General features: G+C 44.4%; 15 protein-coding genes, 3 tRNA genes and 1 pseudogene. 12 read left to right on the top strand and 7 right to left on the bottom strand.

Going from position 1 to position 16,780, the window contains the following annotated elements:
- Positions 1-9 precede the first annotated feature (9 nt).
- Complete coding sequence (locus IE165_RS04255) at positions 10-549, bottom strand: tetratricopeptide repeat protein (RefSeq protein ID WP_189625366.1); 540 nt, start codon at positions 547-549, stop codon at positions 10-12.
- A gap of 104 nt (positions 550-653) precedes the next feature.
- Here IE165_RS04255 and ung point away from each other — a divergent pair, with 104 nt between their 5' ends.
- On the top strand, positions 654-1,328 hold the full coding sequence (gene ung / locus IE165_RS04250) for a uracil-DNA glycosylase (RefSeq protein ID WP_189625365.1): 675 nt from the start codon (positions 654-656) through the stop codon (positions 1,326-1,328).
- Here the strand turns inward: ung and IE165_RS04245 are convergent.
- Positions 1,325-2,404, bottom strand: coding sequence for a DUF6695 family protein (locus tag IE165_RS04245; RefSeq protein WP_189625364.1), 1,080 nt, complete (start codon positions 2,402-2,404; stop codon positions 1,325-1,327). The two genes, ung and IE165_RS04245, sit on opposite strands and share 4 nt — an antisense overlap.
- A gap of 12 nt (positions 2,405-2,416) precedes the next feature.
- The gene (locus tag IE165_RS04240; protein WP_189625363.1) at positions 2,417-2,887 is read right to left on the bottom strand and encodes an Lrp/AsnC family transcriptional regulator; all 471 of its coding nucleotides are present in this window, start codon (positions 2,885-2,887) and stop codon (positions 2,417-2,419) included.
- Positions 2,888-3,217: 330 nt separating this feature from the next.
- Between IE165_RS04240 and sufB the strand changes: the two genes are divergently transcribed.
- From sufB to IE165_RS04205, 7 genes are all read left to right on the top strand, one after another.
- A complete protein-coding gene (sufB, locus tag IE165_RS04235) occupies positions 3,218-4,669 on the top strand; it encodes a Fe-S cluster assembly protein SufB (protein ID WP_189625362.1) in 1,452 nt (483 codons plus the stop codon).
- Between the two features lie 63 nt (positions 4,670-4,732).
- Entirely contained in the window at positions 4,733-5,491 is a 759-nt protein-coding gene (gene sufC, locus IE165_RS04230; protein WP_189625361.1) for a Fe-S cluster assembly ATPase SufC, read from the top strand.
- A gap of 48 nt (positions 5,492-5,539) precedes the next feature.
- A complete protein-coding gene (sufD, locus tag IE165_RS04225; RefSeq protein WP_229826342.1) occupies positions 5,540-6,847 on the top strand; it encodes a Fe-S cluster assembly protein SufD in 1,308 nt (435 codons plus the stop codon).
- Between the two features lie 192 nt (positions 6,848-7,039).
- The gene (locus tag IE165_RS04220) at positions 7,040-7,855 is read left to right on the top strand and encodes a purine-nucleoside phosphorylase (RefSeq protein WP_189625653.1); all 816 of its coding nucleotides are present in this window, start codon (positions 7,040-7,042) and stop codon (positions 7,853-7,855) included.
- Positions 7,856-7,907: 52 nt separating this feature from the next.
- Positions 7,908-9,908 (top strand): putative porin, encoded by a 2,001-nt coding sequence (locus IE165_RS04215; RefSeq protein ID WP_189625359.1) that lies wholly within the window; start codon positions 7,908-7,910, stop codon positions 9,906-9,908.
- A gap of 120 nt (positions 9,909-10,028) precedes the next feature.
- Positions 10,029-10,103: transfer RNA gene (locus IE165_RS04210), tRNA-Val, on the top strand.
- 12 nt (positions 10,104-10,115) lie between these two features.
- A tRNA-Val gene (locus tag IE165_RS04205) sits at positions 10,116-10,190 on the top strand.
- Positions 10,191-10,471: 281 nt separating this feature from the next.
- Here IE165_RS04205 and IE165_RS04200 read toward each other — a convergent pair.
- Positions 10,472-10,547: transfer RNA gene (locus tag IE165_RS04200), tRNA-Gly, on the bottom strand.
- 122 nt (positions 10,548-10,669) lie between these two features.
- Positions 10,670-12,211 (bottom strand): NAD(P)/FAD-dependent oxidoreductase, encoded by a 1,542-nt coding sequence (locus tag IE165_RS04195; RefSeq protein ID WP_189625358.1) that lies wholly within the window; start codon positions 12,209-12,211, stop codon positions 10,670-10,672.
- Positions 12,212-12,365: 154 nt separating this feature from the next.
- Between IE165_RS04195 and IE165_RS04190 the strand changes: the two genes are divergently transcribed.
- The 4 genes from IE165_RS04190 (at position 12,366) to IE165_RS04175 (ending at position 15,474) form a co-directional block, all read left to right on the top strand.
- Complete coding sequence (locus IE165_RS04190; RefSeq protein ID WP_189625357.1) at positions 12,366-12,944, top strand: LemA family protein; 579 nt, start codon at positions 12,366-12,368, stop codon at positions 12,942-12,944.
- A 70-nt stretch (positions 12,945-13,014) separates the two neighbouring features.
- Positions 13,015-13,449 carry a TPM domain-containing protein gene (locus IE165_RS04185; RefSeq protein WP_189625356.1) on the top strand — a complete coding sequence of 145 codons (435 nt, stop codon included), beginning with the start codon at positions 13,015-13,017 and terminating at the stop codon, positions 13,447-13,449.
- A 6-nt stretch (positions 13,450-13,455) separates the two neighbouring features.
- Entirely contained in the window at positions 13,456-14,286 is an 831-nt protein-coding gene (locus tag IE165_RS04180; protein WP_189625355.1) for a TPM domain-containing protein, read from the top strand.
- Positions 14,287-14,334: 48 nt separating this feature from the next.
- Positions 14,335-15,474 carry a TlpA disulfide reductase family protein gene (locus IE165_RS04175; RefSeq protein WP_189625354.1) on the top strand — a complete coding sequence of 380 codons (1,140 nt, stop codon included), beginning with the start codon at positions 14,335-14,337 and terminating at the stop codon, positions 15,472-15,474.
- A 98-nt stretch (positions 15,475-15,572) separates the two neighbouring features.
- On the opposite strand, the gene pfkA is transcribed toward IE165_RS04175, so the two are convergent.
- Complete coding sequence (gene pfkA / locus IE165_RS04170; RefSeq protein WP_189625353.1) at positions 15,573-16,547, bottom strand: 6-phosphofructokinase; 975 nt, start codon at positions 16,545-16,547, stop codon at positions 15,573-15,575.
- Positions 16,548-16,566: 19 nt separating this feature from the next.
- Positions 16,567-16,780: pseudogene (locus IE165_RS04165) on the bottom strand (hypothetical protein); the annotation flags it as partial.

Genomic DNA, 16,780 nt, shown 5'->3' with positions numbered 1-16,780 from the left:
ATTTATATTTTATCTGGAATAGCGGAACTGCTGCTTATCCATCATAGACATCTGGTCTTTCATCATCTTTATTTGATCGGCCAACAGTTTGTTTTTATCGGCCTTCTTCGCTTCAGCCAACAATTTTTCTGCCTCCCGTTTGTTCCGTTTGGCCATGGCGACACCGGCTAGGCTTAATTTAGCCAAAGCGACATTGTGATCCATATGCAATCCTAAAGAAAGTGCTTTTTTGAAGAATTTTTCCGACTGTAACGGGGCGCGCTGTGACTCCATGATGCCGAGTAACATGTGGTAATAGCCATGCTGTGCCGATACCAACTGTTTCTCGTAATTTCTGATGTTCTTTAACCAGCGCTCAGCTTTCGGCATATTTTCCTTGCGCAAAAACCATTGGGCCAAAAGCATGTTTTCATTAAAGAAAACGGTTACCCAAGCAAGTATACTGAAAACAATTCCCAGGATACCAAACCCCCAGTGTCCAAACCAGAAAAGAACCACCGTTCCAATAAGTAGCAGGCTGGCGAGAATAATGCGAACGATATTTGACATAGATAATTTTTCTTTAGTAATGAATATCGCCACAAATATCCGGTTATTTTAGAGCTTATACAACTTGTTCGTCGGATAAAATTGTAAAATTGTACATTTGTGTTATGTCAGAACGTTATCATCCGAGTTGGGAACCTGTATTGAAACCGCTCTTAAAACAAGATTTCATGCGGGATTTGTCGTTGTTCGTCCAGCAAGAGCGCAAGGCAACAAAAATATTCCCTCCAGCGCACTTGGTGTTCAACGCCTTCAAACTTACGCCGTTTGATGGCATTAAGGTGGTTATTCTTGGGCAAGATCCTTACCATAACGATGGACAGGCACATGGTTTGTCCTTCTCGGTGCCGCAGGGAGTGCCGCTGCCCCCATCCTTAAAAAATATCTTTGCTGAGCTGGAGTCAGATATCCCTGGGTTTACGGCTCCTGTTGCCGGCGATCTCACAGCGTGGGCCAAGCAGGGTGTATTGTTGTTGAACGCCACCTTGACCGTTCGCGCCCATCAAGCAGCGTCTCATCAAAAAAGAGGTTGGGAAACATTTACCGATCAAATTATTGAGGCGATTTCGCAGCGTTGTGACCATGTCGTGTTTATCCTTTGGGGCAGCTATGCGCAAAAGAAATCGATATTGATTGATAGTAACCGGCATTTGGTCCTTAAATCCGTCCATCCATCGCCTTTGTCCGTTTATAGAGGATTTTTTGGATGCAAACATTTTTCCAAAGCCAATTCCTATCTCACTTCGGTCGGCAAGGCTCCTATAAATTGGCTATTGGGCTAAGCGTAACGCTCTTTGAGACCTTTATACTGGTAGCTCTCTAGCGAGAGTCTCTGCACATGGTTAATTCTAATTTTTCTTCCCTGTTGCCGTATATGCGTAAACAGTAGGTGGCTATCGTAAGTAATCTCGAAGGAGGATTCAAGATCTACGGGCTCCATTGGCTCACCTAAAACGACATATTCCAACTCGCCTTTGGAGGTAAATCTTTGGATAAGCACCTTTTCATCGGCAGTGGGTTGGACGGAAAACCAAGCTCCGTCGCCTACGCCGCCTAAATATTGTGCATCAAGGGGTACGGAAATGGGCTTAGAGGCAAAGTCCATGTACCCAATAATCAAGTCGTTCGGCAGAAAAGCCGCTTTTTTTCTATTGATGTTATCGCGCAGTTTTCGTAACAGAAAACCGAACGATTGCCAGCGGTTCATTTTAAAATGTCGAAGTCCATCATCGGCTGTGAAGGCATAGATCATCCGGTCCGGTACCGCATTGACCACATTGCTGATGGGGCTAGCTTTGATGGTTTCGGGGAAGTTGATGCTGTGATTCCAGCTATATACTTTCGATGATCGCATCAACATACGCGTAATGAAACGGGAACAATTGTTGTTGTTTTTTGCCACGGCCCCATAAGGATACGTGCCTTGATGCACACAGTCGTCACCATAGGCTTTGGCCTGTTCGAAGTTTATACCCCGCGCGATGGAAAAGTAGAGAATCCCCTCTCCATACATGGCTTGCTTCAACAGATCAAGTTGGGAAACAAGATCGGTGAGGTTGCTAATGCCATCTTTGTCGAATTTTGCCTTGAATTTTATTTCTAGCCTCGGATCCGAAAATTTAGATCTTGCCCGCCCATAGCCACGTGGAGCTATGTAGCGTCCAAAGTCATAAAACAACATCTCACCGGTTCCGCGCTTGATGATAACAATGCCTGTGTGCCCTACTTTAAAGTTTAAGTTTTTGACAAATCCGATCTTTTTGAAAAACATCATCCATTTCTCGTCACCTCGAATGGTCGCATCCGGCCAAGTAAGTATCAGCGCCAAGTCATCGTAAGCTACATCGTTTGATTGCATCGATCGCTGATTTTAATATGCTAATGGAACGATAGGTTCCTTTTTACTGGTGGACATGATCATCATCGTCTGGAACGTCTTAACAAACGGAATCTTTGATATCTTTTCCATAATAACGGCTTCGTAGGCCTTGATATCTTTCACATAAACCTTCAGGATAAAATCGCAATTGCCCGTCACGTGATGGCATTCTGTTACTTCTGGAATAGATTTTACCGCTTCGACAAACTCGGGTATGGCGTTGTGGGTATGGAAATCCAAGGAAATCTGTATGAAGGATTTGATGCCAAGACCCAGTTTTTCTTCATCCACAAACGCATGATAGCTTTTTATAAAGCCGGAATTCTCCAACTTACGCACCCGTTCTAGGGTTGGAGCAGGAGACAAACCGATACTGGAGGCCAGCTGCAAGTTTGTTATTCTGCCATTTTCCTGTAGTAGTTTCAGGATCTTTAGATCTGTTTTGTCGGGTTGATAGGGCATTTTTATTCGCTAGAAGTGAATATAATATTTTACAATCAGTAAACATACGGAATTTTATTTCGAATATAAAGGCTTGTGTCTTCGATAAACTTATAGGTAAAAATCATACAAGATGACATGTGTTATCAATTTAGCCTATTTGCAATCATGTAAATGTAAAAAAACCTTTATCGTACACAGCGTTAAAATGGTTGAAAATGAGTTTTGTCATTTTTTTTGCCAAATATACCCATCTTACCGCGCGTCGTGATAAGGTTAATTGCTTATTAAATTGTATCTTTGTTGTCCAAAATGAGGTAGGAATCGCCGATAAATTAAAGGGGAAGAGAAATGAGTACCAAAGACGACGAATTACTGAAAGAGCTAGAGCTCGAAGAATATAAATATGGTTTTACAACCGATATAGAAATGGAAATCGCCCCTAAAGGGCTTAATGAGGATACTATCCGCTTGATTTCCGCCAAGAAGAACGAACCGGAATGGTTGTTGGAATGGCGTTTGAAAGCTTTCCGCCATTTTCTTACCATGAAGATGCCAACTTGGCAAAACTTCGAGAATCCGGAAGTCGATTTCCAGGATTTGTCTTATTATGCAGCTCCAAAAGCAAAAGAGCTATTGGAAAGTATGGATGAAGTGGATCCGGAATTGTTGGCGACATTCGAGAAGTTGGGTATACCTTTGGACGAACAAAAAATTTTAGCGGGTGTAGTTGCTGTGGACGCTGTGTTTGATTCGGTGTCTGTAAAAACCACTTTTCGGGAAAAGCTGAAAGAACAAGGTGTGATTTTTTGTTCCTTTGGTGAAGCGGTACAAGAATATCCAGAACTTGTAAAGAAACATTTGGGAACCGTTGTCCCGCAGACGGATAACATTTACGCGGCCTTGAATTCTGCCGTTTTCTCCGATGGTTCTTTTGTCTACATTCCGAAAGGGGTGCGTTGCCCGATGGAGTTGTCCACGTATTTCCGTATCAATGCGCAAAATACTGGACAATTTGAACGCACACTTATCGTGGCAGATGAAGGAGCATATGTCTCTTACTTAGAGGGATGTACAGCACCCATGCGTGACGAAAACCAACTGCACGCTGCTGTCGTTGAATTAATAGCGGAACGCGATGCGGAGATTAAATACTCCACCGTTCAAAACTGGTATCCGGGAGATAAAGATGGAAAGGGCGGTATCTATAACTTTGTGACAAAACGAGGTATCTGCAAAGGCGACAATGCGAAGATTTCATGGACACAGGTCGAGACAGGCTCTGCCATTACATGGAAATATCCGGGCGTAATCCTGAAAGGTGATAATTCCGTGGGCGAATTCTATTCAGTTGCTATGACCCGGAATAAGCAGGTTGCCGATACAGGAACGAAGATGATTCATTTGGGGAAGAACACGCGATCAAAAATCGTTTCGAAGGGAATATCAGCAGGCTTTAGCCACAACAGCTACCGCGGATTGGTGAAGATTGGTCCTCATGCTGATCGCGCTAGAAACTTTACCCAATGTGATTCTTTGTTGATTGGAGATCGCTGCGGAGCACATACTTTCCCCTATATTGAAAACAAGAACAGGACGGCGAAGCTGGAACACGAAGCGACGACATCAAAAATCGGTGAGGATCAGGTGTTTTACCTCAATCAGCGTGGTATTGATTCAGAAAAAGCGGTTGGGCTCATTGTGAACGGATACGCAAAAGAGGTGCTGAACCAACTACCAATGGAATTCGCCGTGGAGGCTCAAAAGCTGTTGGCGATCTCCCTAGAAGGTTCAGTAGGATAAAATATAAATAGTTGACGGGTGCAGCCTAGAACGCTGGCACGTTAGTAAGCAATACGGAATAACATGTTATCAATTAAGAATTTACACGCGTCTGTAGAAGACAAACAAATATTAAAAGGATTAAACTTAGAGGTTAAAGCTGGCGAGGTGCACGCGATTATGGGGCCGAATGGGGCAGGAAAGAGTACCTTAGGTAATGTATTGGCAGGACGGGATTCTTATGAAGTGACCAACGGTACGGCCTTCTTAGACGGTGTTGATCTATTGGATTTGGCACCTGAAGACCGTGCGCGCGAGGGCTTGTTTTTGGCTTTCCAGTATCCCGTTGAAATACCTGGTGTATCCAATATTAACTTTTTAAAGACAGCAGTCAACGATATTCGCGCGTATAAAGGCTTGCCTCCTATGGAAGCTAAAGAATTCTTGCAAACGGTGAAAGAGAAGCAAAAGCTTGTGGAATTTTCCGCAAACTTGGCAAACCGTTCGTTGAACGAAGGCTTTTCCGGTGGTGAGAAAAAACGTAACGAAATCTTTCAGCTTGCGATGCTGAATCCGAAGTTGGCCATTTTGGATGAGACCGACTCTGGGTTGGATATTGATGCGCTACGTATCGTGGCTAGCGGTGTCAATCAGCTCCGGTCAAACGACAATGCGTTCGTTGTCATCACGCATTACCAACGTCTATTGGATTATATTGTTCCAGACTTTGTGCACGTTCTTTACAATGGTCGCATCGTCAAAACGGGCCCAAAAGAATTAGCCTTGGAGTTGGAAGAAAAAGGTTACGATTGGTTAAAAGAATATGATACACAAACCGCATAATTGGATTTATCTATGGATAATTTAAGCAGCGGAGTGATAAAAAATAACATGAGTACAACAGTTGCAGCATCATTATATCAACAGGTCATTACTTCATTTAATGCGTTAGAAACAATTCCCGAACCTGCAAGCTTGACCGCTATGCGCCAAACAGCATTCGCTCGTTTTGAAAAGGAGGGCTTTCCAACCGTTAAGAATGAAGAATGGAAATACACCAACATACATAGCTTAACGAATAAAAACTATGTACTCAATACGGATGTATCCATTGATGACATTGACTTGAGCAAAGCAGATATTCCTGGCTTGGATGCTCACCGCGTCGTGTTGGTAAACGGACAATATGTGTTGGCTTTTTCAAGTTTGGAAGATGAAATTGGCTTGGTTGTAAAGCCCATAGAGGACGCCCATACGGAGCCTAATTTTCAGAAACATTATGCCCAGCACGCCGATAAATCTGATAATGTTTTCGTGCAATTGAATACAGCGCTGCAGACAGCGGGGGTATACATATCGGTTGCAAAAAATAAAGTCGTTCAAAAGCCCATTCATATTGTGCATGTAGCGAGTAGCGAAGCCTCTTTCTTTGCACAAACTCGAAACCTGATCGTATTAGAGCAAAATGCAGAAGTGGAAATTGTTGAATCGTTCATTACGCTCGAAGGAACGGCCAACAACCTAAACAATAAGGTTACCGAAATTGTGCTGAACGAGCAGGCGAAAATGCAGCATTATTATCTGCAGGTTTCTGAAGCTGCGAGTAATTACCTGCATCATACAGAAATTTACCAAATGCAGCATAGTTTGTACAATAATTATAACTGCAATTTGCCGGGTGCTTCTTTCGTTCGGCACAACATCAATGTTCGTTTGGATGCCGAACAAGTGGAATCTCACCTCTATGGGATAAACCTAACTTCAGGGCGACAATTTGTCGACAATCATACTATTGTAGACCATATGAGGCCGCATTGCGAATCGTATGAATGGTACAAAAATATTCCACAAGATGAATCGACGGCTGTTTTTAACGGGAAGATTTTCGTAAGGGAAGATGCGCAGAAAACGAATGCCTTTCAACAAAACAATAATATGCTAATCGGAGATAAGTCTACGGTATTTACCAAGCCGCAACTGGAGATTTTCGCCGACGACGTCAAGTGTTCGCATGGATGCACCATGGGACAGTTTGATGATGAAGCATTGTTTTATCTTCGTGCCCGCGGTATTGGTGAAGAGTCTGCTCGGATCCTGTTGGTGCATGCCTTCGCGTTCGATGTTACTTCCCGTTTCTCTAACGAAAATGTTAGGACATATGTGGAAGAGTTGGTTGCAGCAGGTTTAGAAAAGAAGTAATCGATTTTTTCATCATGAATAAGAAAAACGTTCAGGCTGCCTGAGCGTTTTTTTATTTCGGTGAAGAACGCCCTTGCGTGAAGAATAATTGGTTTTTCGGTTAATCTTTGTTAAACAGGCGGCTAGATGGTTTCGCCGGCTTGTGTGAGAAGAAAAAATAAACTAAGTTTGAGTAGACAGATCTATCAACCCATGTATCATTTAATCACAGAGACAGTTAGCGCTATTCGTCGTAAAATAGGCGATTTTACACCGGAATTTGGAATCATCCTAGGTACCGGTTTGGGAAAATTGGTCAGTGAAATAGAGATTGAGTACCAGTTGATGTATGCCAATATTCCTAATTTCCCGATCTCGACGGTGGAATTCCATACAGGGAAGTTGATTTTTGGTAAGCTTGGTGGAAGAAATGTGGTGGCGATGCAGGGCCGTCTACACTTTTATGAAGGCTACAATATGCAGGAGATTACGTTCCCAATACGCGTCATGAAGTTTTTGGGCATTCAAAAGCTATTTGTATCCAACGCTTCCGGTTCCTTAAACCCGAGCGTGCTCAAGGGCGATATAGGGATCATCGACGATCATATAAACCTGCTACCTGATAATCCGTTGAGAGGGCCAAATGATGACGATCTGGGTCCGCGTTTTCCGGATATGAGCCAGCCATACAATAAGCAGATGATCCATCAAGCATTAGATATTGCGGATGAGCATAAAATAAGGGCACATAAAGTTGTATACGTGTCGGCACCGGGGCCAAATTTGGAGACACGTGCAGAGTATCGGTACATGCGTATTATTGGAGGCGATATCGTTGGGATGAGCACGGTTCCAGAGGTTATTGTAGCCAACCACATGGGATTGCCGGTCTTTGCCATTTCTGTCATCACAGATGAAGGTTTTCATGCTGACCTGAAGCCCGTGTCACTAAAAGAAATTGTTGAGGTTGCCGCCGCTGTAGAACCAAAAATGACAAAGATTTTAAAAGAATTGATCGCATTGCAGTAAATGGGAATTTTAGCCTTATTTTTGGCATAGTTTTAAGATGAGCAGGTAATTCATGAACAGATACGTCAAGCAGTTTCTCTTTTTATGTGTGTTAACCTTGGCCGGGATATCACGGCTTTCTGCGCAGGTGGAAGAGGAATTCAGCAGCGCGCTGGATTCCGCACGTGCGAAAGAAGACAATAAGAAGGACTCCGTGGTCTTCACTGCGAAGTATGTGCGCTATACAACGCTGGCGATGATGAAACAGGCGACACGTACCGTGCAGATCGATACCTCACACGTGAACTTTCAGTATTACAACAAACAGAATCTACCTTGGAACCCATCCATAAATTTGGGCTCATATGGCCTAGCAACTCGTGATCTCCTATTCAATCCGAACAAAAGCATCGGTTTTCAGGCTGGATTCCATGCACTGGAACGATACCTGCTACACCCCGATTCTATACAATATTTCAGGGCTCGGGCGAGATACTCGGAGCTATATGCCGTGGGCTTCTTTTTCGATGATCAGGTTTTCCGCGCTCGTTTGGCACAAAATATAACACCACAGTGGAACATTGGTGCGGAATACCATGCCACAAATACGGACGGCTATTACCGCAACCAAGACTATAGCGACCGAAAAGCCGCGGTCTTTAGTTGGTATGAATCAAAAGACAAGCGCTATAATCTATTGGTAAATGGCACGTTTAATAACTTGGACGCAGCTGAAAACGGGTCCGTTGTTGATGAGAACATTGTCGGGGGAGACGTCTTTAAAGATACCACTAGCACCGCCAATATGGGTTACGAAACAAGACTTAGGGGCCAAAATGCAACTCGACCCTATAATAGGTGGCGTGATAATGGCATGTTTATTCGTCAATCCTATTTCTTAGGTCGTTTGGACACCGTTCATGCGGGCACGCCCGAAATGGAAATACATCCAACCAACACGGTCGCGCACAACTCATCGATACGGCAGCGTAAATTTATTTTTTTTAAAAACGAAGCAGATTTGCGTGGTGCATTTCCTATCGGTGATGTTGAACTTGTTAATGATACCACAGCAGTTACCACCATATCTAATGAGTTTACTTACAGCTTTTATCTGCGGGGGAAAGGGGTCTTCAAAAATGAAGCAAAGCTGGATTTGGCCTTTCAGAATGATTTGATTTGGTATCGCGATAGCCTTACATCAGATTTCTATCAAAACAGTATGGTGAAAGGCCGGTTGGGCTACAAATTTAGTGATCGCGTGGATGTGCGAGCGGCAGTAAACCAAATTGTTGTCGGTCAGCAGGCCGGCGATTTCCTGTACGAAGCCAATGCGGATATATATGTAAGCGAAAACGCAGGGATTATTCATTTAGGCGCATATTCGCAGAACAAATCGCCTGAGATGGTTTTCGATAGGATGAATTACACCTACCATCAATGGAGCAATAGTTTCGCAAAAACAAAAACACAAAATCTTTCATTCGCCTACGAGAATAAAAAAATCGGATTTTCAGGAAAAGCTGAATACTTTTTGATGGACAATTTTCTCTACTTCAGGGAAGTCGATAATCCGGATAATGATGAACTTTTGCTTCGTCAGATTACGCCAGATCAATCCGGGAATCTAAATTTGTTAAAGGTTTCGGTTGGTCAAAATTTCCGGCTAGGACGTTTCCATCTGGACAATATGGTGGTGTATCAAAAAACGGATGCCCCAGATATACTTGCCACACCCGAATTTTACACATGGCATAGCTTTTACTACAACAACAAGCTTTACAATGTGATGGATTTCAGACTAGGCATGGATGTACGATTCAATACGCCATTTCGATCTCCGTCCTACGCCATCAATGCCGGCCAGTTTTATAATGACAATGTCGGCATCAACTATTCTACCTATCCAATTGGAGACCTTTGGTTCACCGGTAACATCGATCGGGTAAATCTCTTTGTGTCCTACAATTTCTTCAACCAACTTGTTTATCCAAAAGGATATTACACGGTAAGACGCTACCCTATGAACGATGCTAATTTCAGGTTCGGAATTTCATGGAAATTCTACGATTAAGAGATGAAATTATGTGCCTGAAAGTAAGATAATTGCTAATGGTAGATGGAAAAAGTTGAAAAATAGTTTTGCATATCGGATTTTACGCCTATATTTGCACACGCAATAAGCGAAAGGCTTGGAGAATTAGCTCAGCTGGTTCAGAGCATCTGCCTTACAAGCAGAGGGTCACTGGTTCGAACCCAGTATTCTCCACAGAATAATAAAGGAGGCTTAGCTCAGCTGGTTCAGAGCATCTGCCTTACAAGCAGAGGGTCACTGGTTCGAATCCAGTAGCCTCCACAAAGGACAACTCGAAAGGTTGTCCTTTTCTGTTTATAGTTTATCTTTGCTCTTTTCGGTCAAGCAGCACAGTAAAGCTTGCGTAAAACTAAAAAGGATCTGGCAGAATTTTGTAAAGATTCGGACTTGAGATGATATAGGGTGATCGCTGATCTCCGTTAAAGCGTAGTTTAATATACAATAAAAAAAGGAGTAGAAAACCGTTGTTTCCCACTCCTTTTTTTGTAACCCTTATCTAGTAAGGGGTTTTTTCATTGCTCTCCGATAATTGAGCGCTTTTTTGGAGCGAAAGACGAGATTCGAACTCGCGACCCCAACCTTGGCAAGGTTGTGCTCTACCAACTGAGCTACTTTCGCTGATTGTGGTACAAAGTTAATCATTTGGGCAATATCTGTCAATATTTTTTTGAAATTCTTTCGTAGTGCAATGAGCCATATGTTTAAGGTCCTTGTCCCTACTTAGGAATGTCAATTGTCCACTACATGTGAATTGCATCGATGCAGTTCATGCCGTCGATCGCTGCTGAGACAATACCGCCCGCGTAACCCGCACCTTCGCCGCAAGGATACAGGCCCGCAACTTCCGGGTGCTGCAAGCTAAACTTGTCGCGAGGGATACGTATAGGGGAGGATGTTCTCGATTCAACCCCAACCAGTATGGCTTCATTTGTGTAATACCCCTTCATTTTTTTTCCAAAAAGCGGCAGCGCTCCGCGCAATGCTTGATGAACAAAGGTGGGCAAAATCTCATTCAGGTCCGTACTCCGGGTGCCAGGCTTGTATGAGTTTTCGGGCAAATCGTTCGACACACGGCTTTCGACGAAATCAACCATGCGCTGGGCAGGTGCAATAAGGTTCCCACCACCTGCTTGATAGGCTTTCCGTTCGATGTCTTTTTGGAAAGCCAAAAGCGCGAGTGGATCTGCTGCCGCTGCAGGAACGTCATCGATGTTGATTTGAATAACCGTGCCAGAATTGGCCTGTGGGTTGTTGCGCTTGGAAGGCGACCAGCCATTAACCACCACTTCTTCCGAAGCGGTAGCACAGGGGGCTATAATTCCTCCGGGGCACATGCAGAAAGAAAACACCCCACGTCCATTTACCTGCTCTACTAGGCTATAATAGGCTGGAGGAAGGTTTTCATGCCGTACAGCAGTATGATACTGTGCTTGGTCGATGATTGCCTGCGGGTGTTCAATGCGTACACCTAAGGCGAAAGGTTTAGCTTCAATCAGCCAGCCTTTCTGCTGAAACAGCGTAAATATATCGCGTGCGGAGTGGCCGGTTGCCACAATAACGTGGTTTGCCGTAATGATGCCCCCGCTAGCTGTACGCACACCGCGTATCTGTCCAAACGACTCGATGATATCATCCACACGCGTGTCAAATCTAAACTCGCCGCCATTTTCCAGGATGCTGTTTCGCATGTCCTCGATAATATGCGGTAGTTTATTGGTGCCGATATGCGGGCGTGCATCAACGAGGATGTCTTCCGTGGCACCGTGTTGCACAAAAATCTGTAAGACCTTTTGCACGTCGCCTCGCTTGTTGGATCGTGTGTATAATTTGCCATCTGAATAAGTGCCTGCCCCACCCTCGCCAAAGCAATAATTAGACTCCGGATTGATCAGGCCTTCGCGGTTGATCCGTGCAAGATCTCGCCTTCTGTCCTGAACAGATTTCCCCCGTTCGATGACAATTGGCTTGAAACCTCGCTCGAGGCTACGGTATGCAGCAAATAGCCCCGCCGGACCCGCGCCTATGATAATCACAGGAGGGGCATTATCTACCTTTTTAATCGTGGTAGAAAGAATGTTGGGGGTGTCACGCTCGTCGATAAAGTAAACAATACGTAACCGGTATAACACTTGGCGACTACGCGCGTCAATCGATCGTTTGCGGATGTGATGGCCTTTAATACGTTCCTTAGCAACCTTTAGTCGCGTGCTTCCCACTTCGATCAGGTAATCGATATCATGAATAAATTCGGGTGCTACAGCGATTTCAATTTCTTTCTGCATACAATATGGCCGGGTTTTTATCCCGGGATGTGCAAAGTTACACAAAGTCTGTCAAAGTGTATCTTTTTTGAAAGCTTGGTATAGGCTTTGATTAGTCCTTTCTACTGTTAAACATTTTTATTATTTTTATAGAAAATAGATTAAAACTTTACACATGAAAAGATTACTAGTTGTTTTAGCTGGGCTGTTTACCGCCCTTTCTTTTAGTTCTTGTGGATACAACACTATGGTTTCCAAGGATGAAAATGTGAAAGGGAAATGGGCTCAAGTGGAAAATGCGTATCAACGCCGGGCTGATCTTATCCCTAACTTGGTGGCTACTGTTAAGGGAGCAGCACAGCATGAGGAAGGAACGCTGACTGCTGTCGTAGAGGCGCGCGCAAAAGCGACCTCTGTGAATGTCGATCCATCCAACCTTTCAGACGAGGCTATAGCAAACTTTCAACAAACGCAAGATGCGCTGTCCCAATCCATAGGTCGCTTGCTGGTAAGTGTAGAAGCCTATCCCGATCTAAAGGCCAATGCGAACTTTCAAGAATTGCAAGTGCAGTTGGAAGGTACCGAAAATCGTATTTCCGTAGAGCGAAAAGCATATAACGATGCCGTTCAGGATTACAATACCACCGTTCGCAGCTTTCCGAATAATATTATGGCTAGCATGTTCGGATTTAAGGCAAAAGGCACATTTAAGGCAGCCGAAGGATCCGATAAAGCGCCAAGCGTGTCTTTTTAACGGACACTTTTGTTAAGATGTGTGGCTCACGGTGCTATACGCGTTTGTATTCATTTTTTTACTGCTAACAATGGAAATATTTTCAACAACGGATCAAGATAAGATTGTGCAAGCAATTAGCGTTGCCGAAGGACAAACATCGGGAGAGATACGTCTCGTAGTGGATCGCAAAGTTGCTGCCAAATCCGTCGTCGATGCAGCCCTCGGCTATTTTCGGAAATTGGATATGCACAAGACCCGTCTAAAAAATGGGGTGTTAATTTATCTTGCGACAGAAGACCATGAATTTGCCATCATTGGCGATGAAGGCATTAGCCGTCGGGTAGATGCCAATTTTTGGGACGATACGAAAGAACAGATGGCTTCGTTCTTTAGAAAAGGGGAGCTGGTGGAAGGATTGGTCGCGGGCATACACCACACCGCAGAGCAATTGAAGCGTTTCTACCCCCGCGGAGTGGATGACATAAACGAACTTCCGGACGAAATTCATTTTGGAAAAAACTAAGGGTTCATGCAAATAACGACTGGTCTTTTTAAAGGCCAAAAAAATATCATTTCGTTAGCACTTCTGTGGCTGACAACGTTCTTTTTTGCTCAAGCGCAAGAATTTCCGGCGACCCCAAATCGATTGGTTAATGATTATACGGGTACGCTTAGTTCGGCAGAAGTACAAGCCTTGGAACGCAAGCTTTTAGCATTTGAAGATACAACTTCTACACAGATAGCTGTGGCTTTAGTGCGTTCTACCGGTGCCTACGATGTAGCTGATTATGGCGTCAGACTTGCTAAAAAGTGGGGTATAGGGAGTAAAGCGAATAACAATGGTCTACTGCTGCTTGCGGCTTTAGATGATCGTACAGTCACTATACAAACCGGCTATGGCGTAGAAGGATCAGTGCCAGATATTATAGCACATCGCATCATACAGAATGAAATCAGACCTTCTTTCCGTCAAGGAGATTATTATGCTGGTCTTGATAAAGCGACGGATGCGCTGATAGCTTACACCAAAGGTGAATATAAGGCCAATCCAAAAGCAGATCGCCGAACCAAAGATGGAGGAGGTGTTCCGGTATTGGTCATCATTATCATTATCGTTGTGATTATATCTGTGATTTCCAAAAATGGCGGAGGTGGAGGCAATAGAGGAGGGCGCGTGCTCACGGGTAGAGGGTCGTCTGATCTTTTTTGGTGGTCATTGTTAAGTAGCCTTGGGAAAGGCGGAGGAGGAGGAGGAGGCTTCGGTGGTGGTTTTGGCGGCGGTAGCGGCGGTAGCGGCGGTGGTTTTGGAGGATTTGGCGGTGGCGGCTTTGGTGGGGGCGGTGCCAGCGGCCGGTGGTAACAGCGTAATAAGCGGTTTCAAATAAAGAAATATTAAATAAACATATATATGAAAAAGAGCATGTTAATGTCTGTAGGTTTGTTTCCTGCGCTATTGTTTGCGCAAGAGGAGTTTACCCTGAACGGGAAAATTGGAAACACACCGAACGGGGCGAAGGTTTTTATCCAATACCAAGATAATGGGCAGGGTACGATTGATTCGGCCGTTTTTACCAATGGAGCATTCAAATATCAAGGTACAGTCGCCGAGCCTACCCAAGCGCGATTGTTCTTATCTGCGGATGGGAAATCCATGTCGCAGCTACGAGCGAGTGGTGAACGTCCGCCGATGAACACGGTCTATCTTTCGAAAGGTGTGATCCATTTCGAGGGAGGTGATTTCGAATCGGCCGTCGCCAAAGGAAATGTCATCAACGATGATTTCGCGCGGTATAAAGGGGCTATCCAAGAAGTTGAGCAAGGATTTGCGGCTTTAAATGCCGAGTACGAAGCAGCGCCAGACGAGAAAAAGCAAGATGAGGCATTTATTCAAGGTTTACAAGAAAAAGCTGCTGTTATTTACGAAAGACAAGAGGCATTAAATCAAGAATTTGTAAAGGCCAATCCGAATAGCTATGTCGCTTTAACCATTTTGGATGAATTGGCCTCTCCCGAGAATGTCACCTCTTTTGTTAAGCCAACTTTTGAAGGTCTATCCGCCAACGTAAAGAGCACATCATTAGGTAAACGTTTGGGTGAGAAAATCGCATCAATGGAAAAACTCGCTGTAGGTGCCATGGCGCCAGATTTTACGCTTCCCGATACCACGGGTAAGGATGTTGCTTTATCCTCGTTGCGCGGTAAATATGTGTTAATTGATTTTTGGGCAAGCTGGTGTGGACCTTGCCGTCAGGAAAACCCCAATGTGGTAGCAGCGTTTAACCAATTCAAAGACAAAAATTTTACTGTGCTAGGCGTTTCGCTCGATCGACCTGGAAAGAAAGAAGATTGGATGAAAGCTATTGCAGATGACAAACTCGGTCAATGGACGCAGGTATCGGATTTGCAATTCTGGCAGTCTCCGGTAGTTGAGTTATATGCTATACGCGGTATACCACAAAATTACTTGATTGATCCCGCAGGAAAAATTATCGGTTCCAACCTTCGCGGACCTGCATTGGAGGAGAAGTTGCAAGAAGTTTTAAAGTAAATCTCCGATCTCTTGTCCTGAAAAAATGGCATAGGATTTTAGATAAAATAGAAAAACGGTTACCTTATTTGGGTAACCGTTTTTCTTATAGTCACCTTTTACAAAGAAAGGATTTCCACGATTCTTGTTAGGTTTTCGTTTATCTTGTCAATATGTTTGATCGCTTTGCTGAATGGTGTGAACTGAACTTGTCCGCAGATAAGTCCGGCCATTTCGCCACGTCGGCCTTCGATTAAAGCTTCCACAGATGCAACACCTAGCCGGCTTGCCAAAACCCGGTCCATGCAGGTCGGCTTTCCGCCCCGTTGAATATGCCCCAAGATAGAAAGTCGGACATCATAATGTGGGAAATTTTCTTGTATGCGTTCTGCCACCACCAGGCCACCTTCTTTATCTCCCTCTGCTACAATGATGATACGAGACGATTTGTTCTTTCTTGTTTTATCCAAACGCTTCATGATGGCGTCGTAGTCGACCTGCAACTCGGGGATGAGCACCGCTTCGGCACCCGTACTGATCCCAGATCGTAAAGCAATTAAACCCGAGTCGCGCCCCATTACTTCGACAACAAATAGCCTGTCGTGCGACTCTGCCGTGTCCCGAATCTTGTCGACAGCGTCAACAACGGTATTTATTGCGGTATCGTAACCAATTGTAAAATCCGTTCCCGCTAGGTCGTTATCAATAGTGCCCGGGATACCAATTATTGGGATATCGAATTCTTCAATAAATTTGGATGCACCAGTAAAAGTGCCGTCGCCTCCAATAACTACGAGTGCGTCAATATGCAGTCTCGTGATGTTCTCAAACGCTTGTTTGCGACCTTCGTACGTCCGAAACTCGTCACTTCGCGCCGTTTTTAACACGGTGCCACCCCGTTGAATAATATTCGCTACAGATTTCGCATCCATTGCGAATATATCCCCCTGTACAAGCCCATCATATCCTCGGCGCACTCCAAAGACATGAAGCCCATTGTATATACCCGCTCTTACTACCGCTCGAATGGCGGCGTTCATCCCTGGAGCGTCGCCGCCGGAAGTTAAGACCGCAATATTTTTTATCGTTTTCATGTTATAGATTGATTGTATCTTATTTGTCGTTGAAAAGGGCGATCCCTTGTTGAAGATATGCTTTGTAGGCATCCACATCGTAGTTTGCCCCAGTGGGAGGTAGCAGCACCTTTCCTTCGGTATCCACGATCACATACAGCGGCTGTGAATTGCTGTTGAACGTGGCAGCCTGGAAATCACTGTTCTTTTTCCCGATGGTGTTGATGTTCTTGCCGGAATAAGTCGATTGGTAC

This window comes from Sphingobacterium griseoflavum (genome assembly GCF_014653155.1).
GTDB classification, from domain to species: Bacteria; Bacteroidota; Bacteroidia; order Sphingobacteriales; family Sphingobacteriaceae; genus Sphingobacterium; species Sphingobacterium griseoflavum.
The sequence above is the reverse complement of the archived record's forward strand: the minus strand, read 5'-3'. Positions and strand labels throughout refer to the sequence as shown.

Bases quoted from the DNA above. Each gene is read 5' to 3' on its own strand.
- IE165_RS04255 (WP_189625366.1), bottom strand. From the start codon at position 549: ATGTCAAATATCGTTCGCATTATTCTCGCCAGCCTGCTACTTATTGGA.
- ung (WP_189625365.1), top strand. From the start codon at position 654: ATGTCAGAACGTTATCATCCGAGTTGGGAACCTGTATTGAAACCGCTC.
- IE165_RS04245 (WP_189625364.1), bottom strand. From the start codon at position 2,404: ATGCAATCAAACGATGTAGCTTACGATGACTTGGCGCTGATACTTACT.
- IE165_RS04240 (WP_189625363.1), bottom strand. From the start codon at position 2,887: ATGCCCTATCAACCCGACAAAACAGATCTAAAGATCCTGAAACTACTA.
- sufB (WP_189625362.1), top strand. From the start codon at position 3,218: ATGAGTACCAAAGACGACGAATTACTGAAAGAGCTAGAGCTCGAAGAA.
- sufC (WP_189625361.1), top strand. From the start codon at position 4,733: ATGTTATCAATTAAGAATTTACACGCGTCTGTAGAAGACAAACAAATA.
- sufD (WP_229826342.1), top strand. From the start codon at position 5,540: ATGAGTACAACAGTTGCAGCATCATTATATCAACAGGTCATTACTTCA.
- IE165_RS04220 (WP_189625653.1), top strand. From the start codon at position 7,040: ATGTATCATTTAATCACAGAGACAGTTAGCGCTATTCGTCGTAAAATA.
- IE165_RS04215 (WP_189625359.1), top strand. From the start codon at position 7,908: ATGAACAGATACGTCAAGCAGTTTCTCTTTTTATGTGTGTTAACCTTG.
- IE165_RS04195 (WP_189625358.1), bottom strand. From the start codon at position 12,211: ATGCAGAAAGAAATTGAAATCGCTGTAGCACCCGAATTTATTCATGAT.
- IE165_RS04190 (WP_189625357.1), top strand. From the start codon at position 12,366: ATGAAAAGATTACTAGTTGTTTTAGCTGGGCTGTTTACCGCCCTTTCT.
- IE165_RS04185 (WP_189625356.1), top strand. From the start codon at position 13,015: ATGGAAATATTTTCAACAACGGATCAAGATAAGATTGTGCAAGCAATT.
- IE165_RS04180 (WP_189625355.1), top strand. From the start codon at position 13,456: ATGCAAATAACGACTGGTCTTTTTAAAGGCCAAAAAAATATCATTTCG.
- IE165_RS04175 (WP_189625354.1), top strand. From the start codon at position 14,335: ATGAAAAAGAGCATGTTAATGTCTGTAGGTTTGTTTCCTGCGCTATTG.
- pfkA (WP_189625353.1), bottom strand. From the start codon at position 16,547: ATGAAAACGATAAAAAATATTGCGGTCTTAACTTCCGGCGGCGACGCT.